The sequence below is a fragment of the Flavobacterium anhuiense genome (genome assembly GCF_900101855.1).
GTDB classification, from domain to species: domain Bacteria; phylum Bacteroidota; class Bacteroidia; order Flavobacteriales; family Flavobacteriaceae; genus Flavobacterium; species Flavobacterium anhuiense.
Genome location: NZ_FMVC01000005.1, coordinates 447,231 through 460,471 on the forward strand (window position 1 = coordinate 447,231; position 13,241 = coordinate 460,471).

General features: G+C 34.6%; 12 protein-coding genes. 3 read left to right on the top strand and 9 right to left on the bottom strand.

Annotation, left to right across the window (positions count from 1 at the left end; all coding sequences use genetic code 11):
- The first annotated feature begins 28 nt into the window (after nt 1–28).
- Nucleotides 29–1,120, top strand: coding sequence for a PepSY-associated TM helix domain-containing protein (locus BLP44_RS15670; protein WP_244511792.1), 1,092 nt, complete (start codon nt 29–31; stop codon nt 1,118–1,120).
- A gap of 287 nt (nt 1,121–1,407) precedes the next feature.
- Here the strand turns inward: BLP44_RS15670 and BLP44_RS15675 are convergent, their stop codons facing one another.
- Both BLP44_RS15675 and BLP44_RS15680 read right to left on the bottom strand, forming a co-directional pair.
- Nucleotides 1,408–2,217, bottom strand: a complete 810-nt coding sequence (locus tag BLP44_RS15675; RefSeq protein WP_008469094.1) for an SDR family NAD(P)-dependent oxidoreductase — start codon at nt 2,215–2,217, stop codon at nt 1,408–1,410.
- A gap of 69 nt (nt 2,218–2,286) precedes the next feature.
- Nucleotides 2,287–2,874: a TetR/AcrR family transcriptional regulator gene (locus BLP44_RS15680; RefSeq protein ID WP_091134358.1), complete on the bottom strand. Its 588-nt coding sequence runs from the start codon at nt 2,872–2,874 to the stop codon at nt 2,287–2,289.
- Nucleotides 2,875–3,043: 169 nt separating this feature from the next.
- Here BLP44_RS15680 and BLP44_RS15685 point away from each other — a divergent pair, with 169 nt between their 5' ends.
- Together BLP44_RS15685 and aspT are read left to right on the top strand one after the other, a co-directional pair.
- Complete coding sequence (locus tag BLP44_RS15685; RefSeq protein WP_091134359.1) at nt 3,044–3,346, top strand: hypothetical protein; 303 nt, start codon at nt 3,044–3,046, stop codon at nt 3,344–3,346.
- A gap of 226 nt (nt 3,347–3,572) precedes the next feature.
- Nucleotides 3,573–5,255, top strand: a complete 1,683-nt coding sequence (gene aspT, locus BLP44_RS15690) for an aspartate-alanine antiporter (RefSeq protein WP_091134361.1) — start codon at nt 3,573–3,575, stop codon at nt 5,253–5,255.
- 163 nt (nt 5,256–5,418) lie between these two features.
- Here aspT and BLP44_RS15695 read toward each other — a convergent pair whose 3' ends face one another.
- The 7 genes from BLP44_RS15695 to BLP44_RS15725 all read right to left on the bottom strand — a co-directional run bounded on the left by BLP44_RS15695 (nt 5,419) and on the right by BLP44_RS15725 (nt 13,235).
- Nucleotides 5,419–6,135 carry an anaerobic ribonucleoside-triphosphate reductase activating protein gene (locus tag BLP44_RS15695; RefSeq protein ID WP_091134363.1) on the bottom strand — a complete coding sequence of 239 codons (717 nt, stop codon included), beginning with the start codon at nt 6,133–6,135 and terminating at the stop codon, nt 5,419–5,421.
- Nucleotides 6,092–6,256, bottom strand: a complete 165-nt coding sequence (gene nrdD / locus BLP44_RS23225; protein ID WP_170830251.1) for an anaerobic ribonucleoside-triphosphate reductase — start codon at nt 6,254–6,256, stop codon at nt 6,092–6,094. The genes BLP44_RS15695 and nrdD overlap by 44 nt, the downstream gene beginning before the upstream one ends.
- Nucleotides 6,237–8,360 carry a ribonucleoside triphosphate reductase gene (locus BLP44_RS15705; RefSeq protein ID WP_091134364.1) on the bottom strand — a complete coding sequence of 708 codons (2,124 nt, stop codon included), beginning with the start codon at nt 8,358–8,360 and terminating at the stop codon, nt 6,237–6,239. Before BLP44_RS15705 ends, nrdD begins: the two co-directional genes overlap by 20 nt.
- Before the next feature lie 14 nt (nt 8,361–8,374).
- Nucleotides 8,375–9,106 (bottom strand): iron-sulfur cluster repair di-iron protein, encoded by a 732-nt coding sequence (ric, locus tag BLP44_RS15710; protein ID WP_091134366.1) that lies wholly within the window; start codon nt 9,104–9,106, stop codon nt 8,375–8,377.
- Between the two features lie 31 nt (nt 9,107–9,137).
- The gene (gene nadB / locus BLP44_RS15715) at nt 9,138–10,652 is read right to left on the bottom strand and encodes an L-aspartate oxidase (protein WP_091134368.1); all 1,515 of its coding nucleotides are present in this window, start codon (nt 10,650–10,652) and stop codon (nt 9,138–9,140) included.
- 30 nt (nt 10,653–10,682) lie between these two features.
- Complete coding sequence (gene nadA / locus BLP44_RS15720) at nt 10,683–11,615, bottom strand: quinolinate synthase NadA (protein WP_091134371.1); 933 nt, start codon at nt 11,613–11,615, stop codon at nt 10,683–10,685.
- A 300-nt stretch (nt 11,616–11,915) separates the two neighbouring features.
- A complete protein-coding gene (locus BLP44_RS15725) occupies nt 11,916–13,235 on the bottom strand; it encodes an OmpA family protein (RefSeq protein ID WP_170830252.1) in 1,320 nt (439 codons plus the stop codon).
- Between the last annotated feature and the right edge of the window lie 6 nt (nt 13,236–13,241).

A 13,241-nucleotide genomic window follows, 5' to 3' on the forward strand; every position in this document is an offset into this window, starting at 1 on the left:
TTTCTACATTTGGATTTTATTGCACAGTATGACCAAAGGTTTTAAAAAGACTATCAGACAAATACATTTGTGGCTCGGTTTAGCATCGGGCCTCATTGTTTTTGTAGTGAGCATTACGGGTTTTCTTTATGTTTTTGAAGAAGAAATTCGTGATTTTACAAACAAGGAATATCTGCATGTTCCTGCTCAAAATAAGCCTTTTATAGGTTTAAAAACTATAATAGAAAACTATGAACATCTAGAACCTAAACAGAAAATAACGGCTTTAAAAATAAATAAAGCAGAACCTAATGCGGCAGTTCAAATTTCTACCAAAAAGAAAAAGACCTATTATTTCAACCCGTACAATGGAACTTTAATCAATCAGCAGGGAGCAGATTGGCTGAATACGGTACTAGAAATACATCGTACTTTATTATTGGGAGAAGTTGGCGAGTTTATTCAAGGCTGGTCGGTTGTGATTTTTATCATTATGCTCATAACGGGATTAATTTTATGGTTTCCAAAAAAGAGACGTCAGCTTAAACAATCTTTAAAAATAAAATGGAGCGGTTCTTTTAAAAGAATCAATTTTGATTTGCATCAGGTTTTAGGATTTTATGCTTCTATTTTTTTGCTTTTAATTGCGTTTTCTGGAACATATTTTAAGTACGATGCTGTCAAAAAAGGAGTTAGTCTGGTAACAGGAAGCAAACTTAGAAAAGGAGATGAAGTGGTTTCTAATGCCAAAATAGATTCGACTACAATTCCTGTTCGTTATAACAATATTTACGAAAATGCAAATGCGAAATATCCAGGCGCAACTTCAGTTTCATTTTCAGTCAGAAAAACGGGAGAACTTCGATTAAGAATGACATATCCGAATGATTGGGCAAGAAAACAGAACACTATTTTCTTTGATGGAAAAACAGGGAAGATGCTCAGAACCAAATTATACAAAGACAATAATGCTGCTGATGTTTATGAAGCAAGTAATTACGATCTTCATACAGGAATTTTCTTTGGACTTGCAGGAAAAATAATCTGGAGTTTGGTAAGTTTGATTGGCGCTTCTTTGCCTATAACTGGATTTATTATTTGGTGGAAGAAAGGTAGGAAGAGTAAGAAAATTAAAAATTAAAAATTAAAAATTAAAGATTAAAGATTTCTATTAAAGAAAAAACGGGATTGTTTGAGCAAACAATCCCGTTTTTTTGTAAATAGTATGTTCCGTAGGAACATTTCATTGGTAGAAATTATGTTTTCGTCATTATTTCACGTTCCGTAAGAACGTTTGGTTTTTGGATATAATTCTCAATAATAATGGACATAAAACGTTCCTACGGAACGTAAATTTGGCCGACCAAACATCCCTACCGAATGATAACTTTGTTTTGAAGGAATCTTTTTAGTTAGAGCACCGATTAATTAACCGTGAGCTTCAACTGAAACATCATTCCATTTTTCCCAGCTTTCCAATCTTTGTTCGTAGCTTTGTTTTACAAATGGGAACGCAACTTTTCCAAGCAATAATCTTAAAGGAGGATTTTCGTTTTCTACCAAGTTCACCACTGCTGGTGCTGTTGCTTGTACTTTTCCAAATATGTTTTCTCTTTCAGCTAAAGCTTTTTTGATTTCGTCATAATATGGTAAACTTTTGCTGGTAATTCCAGTATGCCAAATATTAGATTCATATCCGTTTGGTTCCAATAAAGTCACATTGATTCCAAATTGTTTTACTTCCGATGCTAATGTTTCGCTTAAACCTTCTATAGCAAATTTAGAAGCGCTGTAAAGTCCCATTCCTGTTGGCAAAGTTGCTAATCCTAAAATTGATGAAACTTGAATAATGTGACCGCTTTTTTGTTCTCTCATAATTGGAATAACGGCTTGTGTTAACCACAAAGTTCCAAAGAAATTGGTTTCAAACTGCTCTCTCGCCTCTTGTTCGCTTGCCTCTTCAACAGCTCCTGTAAGCGCATAACCAGCATTGTTGATTAAAACGTCAATTCTTCCAAAATGCTGTTTTACTTTCTGAATCACTTCTAGAGATTCTTGACGATTGTTGACATCTAATTTTAAAGGTAAAATAGTGCTTCCGTATTTTTCTTTTAGATCGTTTAACGTTTCTAGATTTCTTGCTGTTGCCGCTACGTTGTATCCTTTAGCTAAAAAAGCTTCTGTCCAAGCTCTTCCAAATCCTTTTGAAGCTCCTGTAATTAAAATTGTTTTTGACATGGTATTTGTTTTTATAATTAATATTTGATTCAAAATATGACCAATCGGTCATTTTTATAGTAAAAAAAATTATATCAATTTTTCAGATATAATTTTTTTAAGCGTTTTTTCTATCGCATTCATATTGTTATTGTTGCCAGACATTCTTGACATCAAATGCCCTCCTTCAAGCATAGCAAAAAGGGCAGTGGCAAATTCTGAAGCATTCCAGTCAGGAATAAATTCTTTGTCTGCTATTCCTTTTTCTATAATCGCAGTTAGAAGCTGCTGGCCACGTTTAATGGCATTATTTACTTTTTCTTTTACAATCGGATTCGTGTCATCGGCTTCTGTCCCAAAGTTTAGTAAAGGACATCCGCCAATTACTGGTGGATTTATCGGATTACTAAAAAAATCAATGTAAGCAAAAAGTTGCTCTTTAGCACTTTTTCCGTCCCTAAGTGCTGCTTCTAGTTTAGAGCTTAATATTTTCATGTTATGATCTACAGCAGCGCAGGCCAAAACATCTTTGTTTTCAAAATGAACATACATACTTCCTTTAGACAATTTAGTCGCTTCCATAATATCGCTCATAGAAGTAGCTGCAATTCCTTTTGTATTGAAAATAGGAGCGGCTTTTTCTATAATAAATTGTCTGGTTTCTTCACCTTTTGTCATGATAGATTGTATTTAATGATGTAAATATATGACCGATTGGTCATATATGCAAATTTTAGTTGATTTTTTTTTAGTTTTAAATACAGAAATGTTTCGAAACGTATCATAAATAAGAAATTCATATGTCTATATTTGTTTGAAGTAAAGACTCATAATTTAAAGATAAATAATGAAGAAATTCGAATTGTATTGGAGAGAGCTTAATATCGGATCGATTGTCGAAACGAACTGGGATATGAGAAGTTCGGGAGATATTTCTTTTAAATTTGATTATTTGGCTGAGTTGTCTGAGAATCAGCATTTAGCAGACTACATAAAATTCTCTATAGAAGATAGCATTTTATTGGGTGAAGGAGTTGAGGATGATGATTTGATTTCTGCTCAAGCAGAAGAGGAAAAGAAATTTCTTGATCTAATTGTTGATACTGCTACAGATTGGTACCTTATTAATGAGAACGGAGAGAAAAAATAATTCTTTGTCCGATGTTTCATGAAGATGATGGAATAACTTGGATGCTGGATTCGGATTATTTTTAATTTTGTTTTAGTCGCTTGTTGTAGAAAGTGCCTAGTTATTTACATTTATCAACGTTATTTTCTGTTTATATAATGTGATTTAAAATAATTGTTTTTAAATAATTGAAATGTAGTTAGTTACTTGTGTTTTTTGATTAAATTTATCTAAAAAAAAATGCAATATGGTAACAGCTATACTTAGAGAACATCCTGAACTGGCACTTTTTTTATGCTTGGCTCTTGGATTCTTAATCGGGCGCATTAAAATTGGGACATTTAAAATTGGTGTAGTATTAGGAACCTTATTCGCTGGTGTTCTAATTGGTCAGCTGGATATTAAAATTCCTGGTATTGTAAAAACCATTTTCTTTGATTTTTTCCTGTTTTCAACGGGATATAAAGTTGGCCCTCAATTTTTTCAAGGTTTTAAAAAGAATGCATTTCCGCAATTATTACTCACTTTGGTAATTTGTTTAGCATGCCTAATAGTTGCCTATTCTGTTTCTATTCTTTTAGGTTATGACATTGGAACCGCCGCTGGATTATTAGCAGGTGCCTTTTCTGAATCAACTGTGATTGGTACTGCTTCAGATGCCATCAGTCATTTAAATCTTGATGATGCAGAAAAAAGCAGATTAATCAATAATATTCCGGTAGCCTATTCTGTAACTTATTTGGTAGGTGCAGCTTCTTTTGTTTTTTTCCTGACTGCAATTGCCCCAAAATTGCTTGGTATTGACTTAGTTAAAGAAAGTGACAAACTGGCTGAAAGTATCTCTGGAGAAAGTGAACAGGAATATGGTCCAGGAATGAAAAGCGCCTATCAGAGATGGATTATTCGGGCCTATAGAATAACCAATGAGAAATGGATTGGAATCAGTATAAGCGAGTTTGAAAGATTAATATCCAACAAGAATATCGTTATTCAGAGGGTACGCCATAGAAATCAATTGCTAGATCCCAAACCTGATACCATAATTCATAAAGATGATGTGATGGTTATAATGGCACAACACGGAATCATTTTAGACAGTCTCTTTTCTATTGGACCAGAAGTCTTGGATGAAGAATTGTTGAATTTCCCGCTTGCACATTTAGATGTCACAATCACCAATAAAGCAATTGAAGGAATGACAGTAAAGTCTCTTCGAAAAAGCAGTTTTTATCACGGGCTAATGCTAAACAAAATAACGAGAGAAAATCATGAAATACCACTTGAATCAAAGACGGTTTTAAATAGAGGCGATATTTTGAATCTTTCTGGCAGACCTGCAAAACTGGAAGAAGCAGCGAAAGAAATAGGCTATCTGGATCGTTTAAGTCCAGAGACAGATATCATTTTTGTTGGTTTGGGTATTGTCCTAGGTGGACTTTTAGGTTTGCTTTCGGTAACATTATTTGGAGTTTCAGTAACTTTAACGACAAGCGGTGGTGCATTGGTAATGGGACTTATTTTTGGCTGGTTGCATTCAAGAACTCCTGTTTTTGGCAGAATTCCAGAGCCCGCCTTGTGGATTTTTGACAACGTTGGTCTCGCAACGTTTATCGGACTTGTTGGCCTCGCTGCTGGTCCAAGTTTTATTTCGGGTCTTAAAGAAACTGGTTTTGGTATTTTGCTTGCTGGTGTTGCTGTTGCTTTAATTCCTCATATCATCGGACTGTATTTTGGAAAGTATATATTAAAAATAAATCCAATAATTTTACTTGGCGCACAAACCGGCGCAGGCACCTCAACAATAGGATTAAAAGCGGTTCAAGATGCATCAGGAAGCAAGTTTCCAGTTTTAGGCTATACGATTCCGTATGCATTAGCCAATATATTATTGACTGCTTTTGGACCAATACTTGTCGGCATGATGTCTTAATCCGATCAAATCAAATGTACTAAATCTCAATTGGTATTTTATGGCTTGAAACTTCAAATCCTTCAAATGAAGTCCAATAGTTAACATTTAAGCTTTATTAAAGTAATAGATGAAATAATGATTGCCATTTTTTTGCTATTGTACAGATTAAGACTTGTATATATTACTCTCTAAAAATAATTTTTATTTTTGGAGTAGAGAAGTCTTTAAGTTGTATTTCTTTAGTCGAATGGTCTAGCTTTGAAAGTGTTGGCACATTATTCATAAAGTGTTGCACATAATAATTGCCTTCAAAATTTTGACTTTCAAGATATTTGATCATTTGAATAAAATCACTTTCTGTAATTAAAGAAGAATGAAAAGTAGTACGAACTTCAAACGGAATATTAGATTGAATCAAAAGAGAAAGAGTTGCTTGAAATTCAGAAAATAAGCCTGATTGCGTTAGTTTTTTAAAGGTATGAGGAAGACTTTTATAATCTAACGCGACATAATCAATTAATTGATCACGAATCAGGCTATTCAATATTTTTGGGTTGGAACCGTTGGTATCAATTTTAACCGCAAATCCCATTGCCTTGATTTCTTTTATAAAATCAATTATTTTTTTGTGTAAAGTACATTCGCCACCGCTTAAAACCACTCCATCTAGCAATCCTTTTCGCGTTTTGAGGAAAGTTAGAACTTCATTAAAATTTATTTTTCCTTTTCCCAGAACAATATCAGGATTGTAGCAGTATAAACACTGCATGTTACAGCCCGCAAACCACACAATGCAGGCTGTTTTATGCGGATAATCTAATAAAGTAAAAGGTGTGAGGCTAAATACTGCTTTATTAGATAATAGTTTCTTCGAAATGTGTACGCTGTTGGTGTTCACCTTTTTTTCCAATATTAAAACTTTCTACAGGCCTGTGATATCCCATTACACGGGTATAAACCAAACATTTGCTTCTTTGTGATTTGTTATCTTCTAGAATTTTATGCGTTTTCGTTTTCATAAGCCAAGTGTTTTTGATTGTTTTTATTGAGTAAAATTTCGTCGCATTTTGGGCAATATTCATGTTCTCCGTTTAGATAGCCATGAATAGGGCAGATGCTGAAAATTGGTGTTACGGTTATATAAGGCAGTTTAAAGCTGGTTAAAACTTTTTTCACGAAGTTTTTACAGGCTTCGGGACTGCTTATTTTTTCTCTCATATAAAGATGCAAAACTGTACCGCCAGTATATTTGCATTGCAATTCATCTTGAAGCAATAGCGCTTCAAAAGGATCGTCGGTATGATCAACAGGAATTTGGGAACTATTTGTATAGTATATGTTTTCATTTTGCCCTGCCTGAAGAATCTCTGGAAAACGTTTTTTATCTTCTTTTGCAAAACGATACGTGGTTCCTTCAGCCGGAGTTGCTTCCAAATTGTAGAGATTGCCTGTTTCTTCCTGAAATTCTTTCATTCGCAGTCGGATATGATCTAGAATTTCAGTTGCAAAATGAATTCCTGAGTTTTCTGTTATATTATGTTTCCCTTCAGAAAAATTTAGCACCATTTCGTTCATTCCGTTTACGCCAATTGTAGAAAAGTGATTTCTAAAATGTTTCAAATAGCGCTGTGTGTATGGATAAAGTCCGCAGTCGTACATCTGCTGAATAAACATTCTTTTTTTCTCTAAAGTCGATTTTGCTATTTGAAGCAATTCATCCAAATGTTCAAATAAAGTAATGATGTTTCCTTTGTGCAGATAACCTAGACGTGCCATATTTATGGTTACTACACCAATGCTTCCCGTCATTTCGGCACTTCCAAAAAGACCATTTCCGCGTTTTAGCAATTCTCTTAAATCGAGCTGTAATCGGCAGCACATACTGCGAACGGCATTTGGTTTATAAGCGTCTGGATTTTCTATGCGATTACCATTTTCATCCAAAAGATATTGGCTTCCAATAAAATTCTGGAAATAAGATGAACCAATTTTAGCTGTGTTTTCAAAAAGCAAATCAACATTTTCTCCGTTCCAATCAAAATCTTCGGTAATATTTACTGTCGGAATAGGGAACGTAAACGGCTGGCCATTTGCATCACCTTCAGTCATAATGGTGTAATATGCTTTATTAATGAGATTCATTTCATTTTGAAAATTAGCATATTTTAAATCTATCAATTTTGAAACGCCTCTTTTTTTAGCTTCTTCAATTAGCTTTTCATTAGTAACATTCAAAAATAAATGTTCGTCATTTATTGTCGGAATCTGTTCTTTTAAATCTTCAGGAACATTCCAATCTAAAGTGATGTTTGTAAAAGGCGACTGTCCCCAACGTGCTGGCACATTTAGATTGTAAACAAAACTTCTAATTCCTTTTAGCACTTCTTCATAAGAAAGCTGATCTTTAAAAACATAAGGAGCCAAATAGGTGTCAAAAGAACTGAAAGCTTGAGCACCAGCCCATTCGCTTTGCAGTATGCCCAAGAAATTGGCCATTTGTCCTAAGGCTTCTCTAAAATGAGAAGGAGGTCTGCTCTCGACACGGCCACGAACGCCGTTAAAACCTTCATTTAACAGCACACGTAAGCTCCAACCAGCGCAGTATCCAGTAAGACAATCCAAATCATGGATGTGTATGTCGCCATTCCTATGAGCAGAACCTTCTTCTTTATTATATATTTTATCTAACCAGTAATTGGCGATTACTTTTCCGGCGGTATTACTGACTAGTCCCGCGTTTGAATACGAAATATTCGCATTAGCATTAATTCGCCAATCTGACTGGTTGATGTATTCTTCAACAGTTTGCGTACTGTCTATATAAGTTGTGTCATCATTTAAACCATTAATATGTTCTCGCTGTAATTTTCTTGTATGACGATAAATAATAAACGAACGCATGGTTTGGAAATAGCCATTTTCAAAAAGTACTCTTTCAATAATGTCCTGAATTTCTTCAACAGGCCATGAATACTTTGCTTCTAGACCAGAAAGAACGGTTTTAAAAATTCTTTTGTCTACAGGCTGATTGACGCTCTGAAAGGCTTTTTGAATGGCATCCTGAATTTTATAAGCTTCAAATGGCTTATAATCTCCGTTGCGTTTGATTACATATTTTTCCATGGTTCTGATTTTATTTAAGACACTTTTTCAAATGTTTTTTCAAGCTCAATGGCTTTTGGAAACAGAATATTGTTTTCCAGATGAATATGCTTCTTTAAATCTTTGTCAAATTCTTCCAGCATGAGAAAAGCTACTTTATAGGTGCTGCATGAATCCACGGGTGGTGTATAATTATTAGTTAAGGCCGCAATTCTTCTAAAGCGTTGTCCTTCTGTAATATGATCATCTTTTAAGGTTACGATTGGAGTTTCAATAGATAAAAAAGGCGGTGTTTCCAGTTTTGTACCTTTACTGTATGCGGTTTTCATTTTTTTAATAAAAGGAAAAACAACCAACTCTTCTCTTTTCATATGAGCCGTCAAGTCCAAAAACGATTTTGAAAAAATAGTATGGATTTCATGAAGCTCAGGATGAATCGCACCGTGAACACCGCATAATTTATCTAAATATTCTAGAATAACAGGAGCTTTTTCTGCAACATATCTATGGTGAGTTTTGGTAATATAATCTGCAATCATGTCTGCAGGCCAATTTTTATAATCAAAAGACTGATTGGCAGAACTGTTTCTTGCTTTTTCAATATGGTCAATAAGAACATTTTCTTCAATATCTCTTTTTCTGCAGACTTCTTCGATAGTTCGATGCCCTTTGCAGCAAAAATCAATATGGAATTTTGTAAAAATGGCTACTGTTTTGAAATCATCTGCTACGATTTCGCCAACTGTGGTTTTACTTGTTAGTTTCATAATGGTAGGGGTGTATGGATTAATTCTGGTTTCAGCACATTTGTTTGTCTGTAGTTGCTTTACATTGTTTAATAATCAATAGTGAAGCAGCTATCATATTTGAAAATTCGATAAACGGAATCGTGATTTCGTGTGATTTTGTAAGCGAAACAGCATAATTATGAAGCTCTTTTATTTTTGCAAAAGCAAAATCGGCATCGCGTTCTTCACTCGTATAAAACGAAGTGACCCATTTTTGCAATTCTTTTTTAAGTATTTCAAAAGCAAGATAATCATCTACATTATGTGCTTTTGGAAACTTGGGAATCAATATTTTGGATGAATAAATAAACTCAGCTATAGTTTTATCAACATTTTCCGAAGCTTGGTGTGCATATACTACAGCTTCGAGGAGTGAGTTGGATGCCAGACGATTTTTACCATGAAGTCCTGTTCTCGCACATTCCCCAATAGCGTAAAGATTTTTAATTGATGTAACTCCGTTTTGATCGACTTTGATGCCGCCACATTGATAATGTGCAGCAGGAACAACTGGGATTAAATCTTTTTCAGGATAGATTCCTAGTTCATTGCAATGTGCTGTGATGACAGGAAATTGATTTGCAAAAGCTTTCGGATCTAAATGCCTGCAGTCTAAGTAAACATAATTTTTGCCACTCAATTGAAGTTCTTTGCTTATGGCATTTGAGACCATATCGCGTGTAGACAATTCGCCTTTAATATCATATTTAAACAAGAATCTTTTTCCTTCGTCGTTTACTATATGAGCACCAAAGCCTCTAACGGCCTCAGAAATTAAGAATAACGGATTCTCTTTTTCTGTAAACAAAGCTGTTGGATGAAACTGAATATACTGCATATCGACAATTTCTGCTCCTGCACGTGCTGCGATTGCCAATCCGTCTCCTGTTGCTATTTTCGGATTTGTTGTATTTTCAAAAAGCTGTCCGCATCCGCCCGTACTTAAAACGATTGTTCTGGCTCTAATGTATTTAATTCGGTTGTGTTTTTTTTCAAAGAAAAAAGCTCCGGTACAAGTAGTTTTAGCTTTTTTTGTTTCGGTATTTAAGTCAATGACCATATGATTTTCTAAGAGTTCAATATTGGGCATTTTCTTGATCATTTTGAGCAGTTTCTGCTCGATTTCTTGTCCGGAGCTATCTTTATGGTGTAATATTCTATGTTGTGAATGCCCACCTTCTAAACCTAAATCCCATTGGCCTTTTTCGTTTTTATCAAAACATGCCCCAATTTCAATTAATTCCTTAAGTCTTTCTGGAGCTTGTTTAATAACCATATTAACCACTTCTTTATCGCACAGCCCTCCACCTGAACGAAGCGTATCATGTATATGTTTGTTAAAACTATCTTTTATGAGATCAGTCACCACTGCAATACCGCCTTGTGCCAGTCTTGTATTGGTGTTTTTAGCTGTTTCTTTCGTCATTATAACAATTGATAAATCTGGCCGTTTTTTTGCGATTTTCGTTGCAAAAAATAATCCCGAAATACCAGAACCTACGATAAGTATATCTGTTTTAAGCATGTTACTTTGATTTAGAGTTGTTGCATTTTTTTATGATAGTTCAAGCATCCTTTCAATAGGCTTTAGCGCTTGTATTCTCAGTTCATCTTTAATTAGCATTTCTGGCCTTTCATTTTTAAGGCACAAATACAATTTTTCGAGTGTATTCATTTTCATGAAAGCACATTCACTGCAGGCACAGCTATTGTCATCTGTGGTAGGAGCCGGAATCAGCGTTTTATCAGGTACAGCTTTTGTAAGTTCATGCAGGATACCGGCTTCTGTGGCCACAATGAAAACGGCAGCAGGATCCGTTTTAATGAAATTAATAATTCCCGAAGTTGAGCCGATGTAATGTGCTGCTTTTAAAATATGCTCTTCAGATTCAGGGTGTGCTGCAATTTTTGCAGTTGGATTTTTGTTATATATTTCAATTAGTTTGTCTAATGAAAAGGCTTCATGCACAACACAAGAGCCTTTCCATAAGACCAGTTCGCGTTTGGTTTCTTTTTGTAGATATCTGCCCAAGTTTTCATCTGGAGCAAATATGATTTTTTGTTCTGCTGGTATAGACTCGATTATCTTTTTGGCATTTGCCGACGTACAGACCAAATCGCTCATAGCTTTTATTTGGGCAGAGCAATTAATGTAAGTGACTACAATATGGTCTGGATGCTGTTCTTTGAATAATTTGAAATCCTCAGGCGGACAGCCATCGGCCAAGGAACAACCCGCATTCCAATCAGGCAATACTACTTTTTTATTTGGGTTTAAAATTTTTGCGGTTTCTGCCATAAAATGAACTCCAGCAAAAACTATAATATCAGCATTTGTATTTTGAGCTTTTTTTGCCAGTTCCAGACTGTCTCCAATAAAATCTGCTATATTCTGAATATCCTCATCTTGATAATAATGAGCCAGAATAATAACATTTTTTTCTTTTTTCAATCGGATTATTTCCTGTATTAAAAAGTTCTTGTTCATGTTAATTTTGAATTTTCTGCTATGTAGCTATATGAAAGCTGATGCTATTTATCTTTTAAACCTGTTTTTAAAATATATTTAAATACATAATTTTTAATAGGGTAAATATATTATCATCATTTTTTTCAAAACATGATTCTAATCATACTGTTTTATATTTGTTTGTATATGTTAACCTTGATAATCGAATCTTTATTAATTGCGATTTTTATAAAACTTGAATTGTTGAAAAAAGAAAAAAGCATGAGAAAGAGAACTAAGCTCTTTATCATGCTTTATAGAATTGTAGAATTAAAAAAATTATTTTGCGTCTATCAGAGTAAGTGAAACTCTTCTGTTTTGCGGTTTGTTTTCTGCTGGAGTGTTTGGAACTAAAGGTTCTCTTTCTCCTTGTGAGAATAAATGCATGCGGTTTGATTCTATTCCTTTATTCTGCAAATAATCTGCAACTGCCTGCGCTCTCTTCATTCCAATTTCAAGATTGCGCTGTTCAGTTCCTATATCACAAGTATATCCAGTAATATTCAAATCTGTGTCTTTGTTCGATCTTAGAATTTTTGCAATTTCATCTAATCTTGAAGCAAGTTCTGGCGTTACGCTAGTATTTCCAATTTCTTGGAAAGCGAGAGGCTCTTTTTCAATATAGTTTCTTTCCTCTGTAGTCAGTTCTTTTTTAGCAGGAACTGCTTCTACAACTTTTTGCTGTACAGGAACCTCTTTCTGAACTGGAGCTGTTTCTGTCTGAGTAACTGGTTCGTCTTTTGCCTGTACAGGTTCTGGTTTGTCTTTAGCTAATGAAAAACCTAGTTTCAGTTGGATTCCAGCAGATAGATAACGGCTTTCTTGAACGATTCTGCTATTTCCGATTGTACCATTTGCCTGAATATTGTCAAGTCCGTTTGGATTGTAAGCCACAATATTGGTATTTGGAGTTTCTTTTGCCAAATCAGTTAAACCGTAATCAACGTATAAACCTGTATAGAGCTTTGTTTTTTCTGCTAGTTTAAATGTTAGACCAGTTTCAAAACTTAACATAAAAGCGGGATCTAAGCTTACTGTTGTTTTATCTTGCCAATTGGTTACTTTTCCAAATCCGTGAGAAGGCAGATCATCAACTAAAAGATTTACATCAGGATAATAACCGCTCAGCTGTAACTCAGAAGCCGAAGCTTTTACAGTTTGTTTTCCTGGGAACATAATTTTTCCTCCGAATCCAAAGTACAATTGTGTCTGAGAAGCAATTGATGTTCTGTATTGAAGAAGAAGCGGAATCGCGAAACCAATAAAATGTTGATCTTCTTTATAGTTGGTAGGAGTGACCCGATACTCAAATGCAGAAGTTTGGTCATCGACTTCATAAGTTGAGATGGTAGTTCCGTTATTTAATTCAAAACTATTTTGATTGTATGTAACATCTACGCCTGTGGAAATTCCCCAGTGATTGCTGAAGAAATAGGTATATCCAACACCTATTCCTCCACCAAATTTTAGTTTACCTTCTCCGATATTGCTATCGTATAGAATTCCAGACGGACCGCCGTTAATTTTAAAATTAATTTCCTGTGCTTTTATCGTGACGCTAAACAGTACTAGTATAGCTATGGTGGCTTTAATTTTCATTGTTTG

Coding starts and splice junctions, on each gene's coding strand:
- BLP44_RS15685 (WP_091134359.1), top strand. CDS start 3,044: ATGAAGAAATTCGAATTGTATTGGAGAGAGCTTAATATCGGATCGATT.
- nadA (WP_091134371.1), bottom strand. CDS start 11,615: ATGAACAAGAACTTTTTAATACAGGAAATAATCCGATTGAAAAAAGAA.
- BLP44_RS15670 (WP_244511792.1), top strand. CDS start 29: ATGACCAAAGGTTTTAAAAAGACTATCAGACAAATACATTTGTGGCTC.
- nadB (WP_091134368.1), bottom strand. CDS start 10,652: ATGCTTAAAACAGATATACTTATCGTAGGTTCTGGTATTTCGGGATTA.
- BLP44_RS15680 (WP_091134358.1), bottom strand. CDS start 2,874: ATGACAAAAGGTGAAGAAACCAGACAATTTATTATAGAAAAAGCCGCT.
- ric (WP_091134366.1), bottom strand. CDS start 9,106: ATGAAACTAACAAGTAAAACCACAGTTGGCGAAATCGTAGCAGATGAT.
- BLP44_RS15705 (WP_091134364.1), bottom strand. CDS start 8,360: ATGGAAAAATATGTAATCAAACGCAACGGAGATTATAAGCCATTTGAA.
- nrdD (WP_170830251.1), bottom strand. CDS start 6,256: ATGAAAACGAAAACGCATAAAATTCTAGAAGATAACAAATCACAAAGA.
- aspT (WP_091134361.1), top strand. CDS start 3,573: ATGGTAACAGCTATACTTAGAGAACATCCTGAACTGGCACTTTTTTTA.
- BLP44_RS15725 (WP_170830252.1), bottom strand. CDS start 13,235: ATGAAAATTAAAGCCACCATAGCTATACTAGTACTGTTTAGCGTCACG.
- BLP44_RS15675 (WP_008469094.1), bottom strand. CDS start 2,217: ATGTCAAAAACAATTTTAATTACAGGAGCTTCAAAAGGATTTGGAAGA.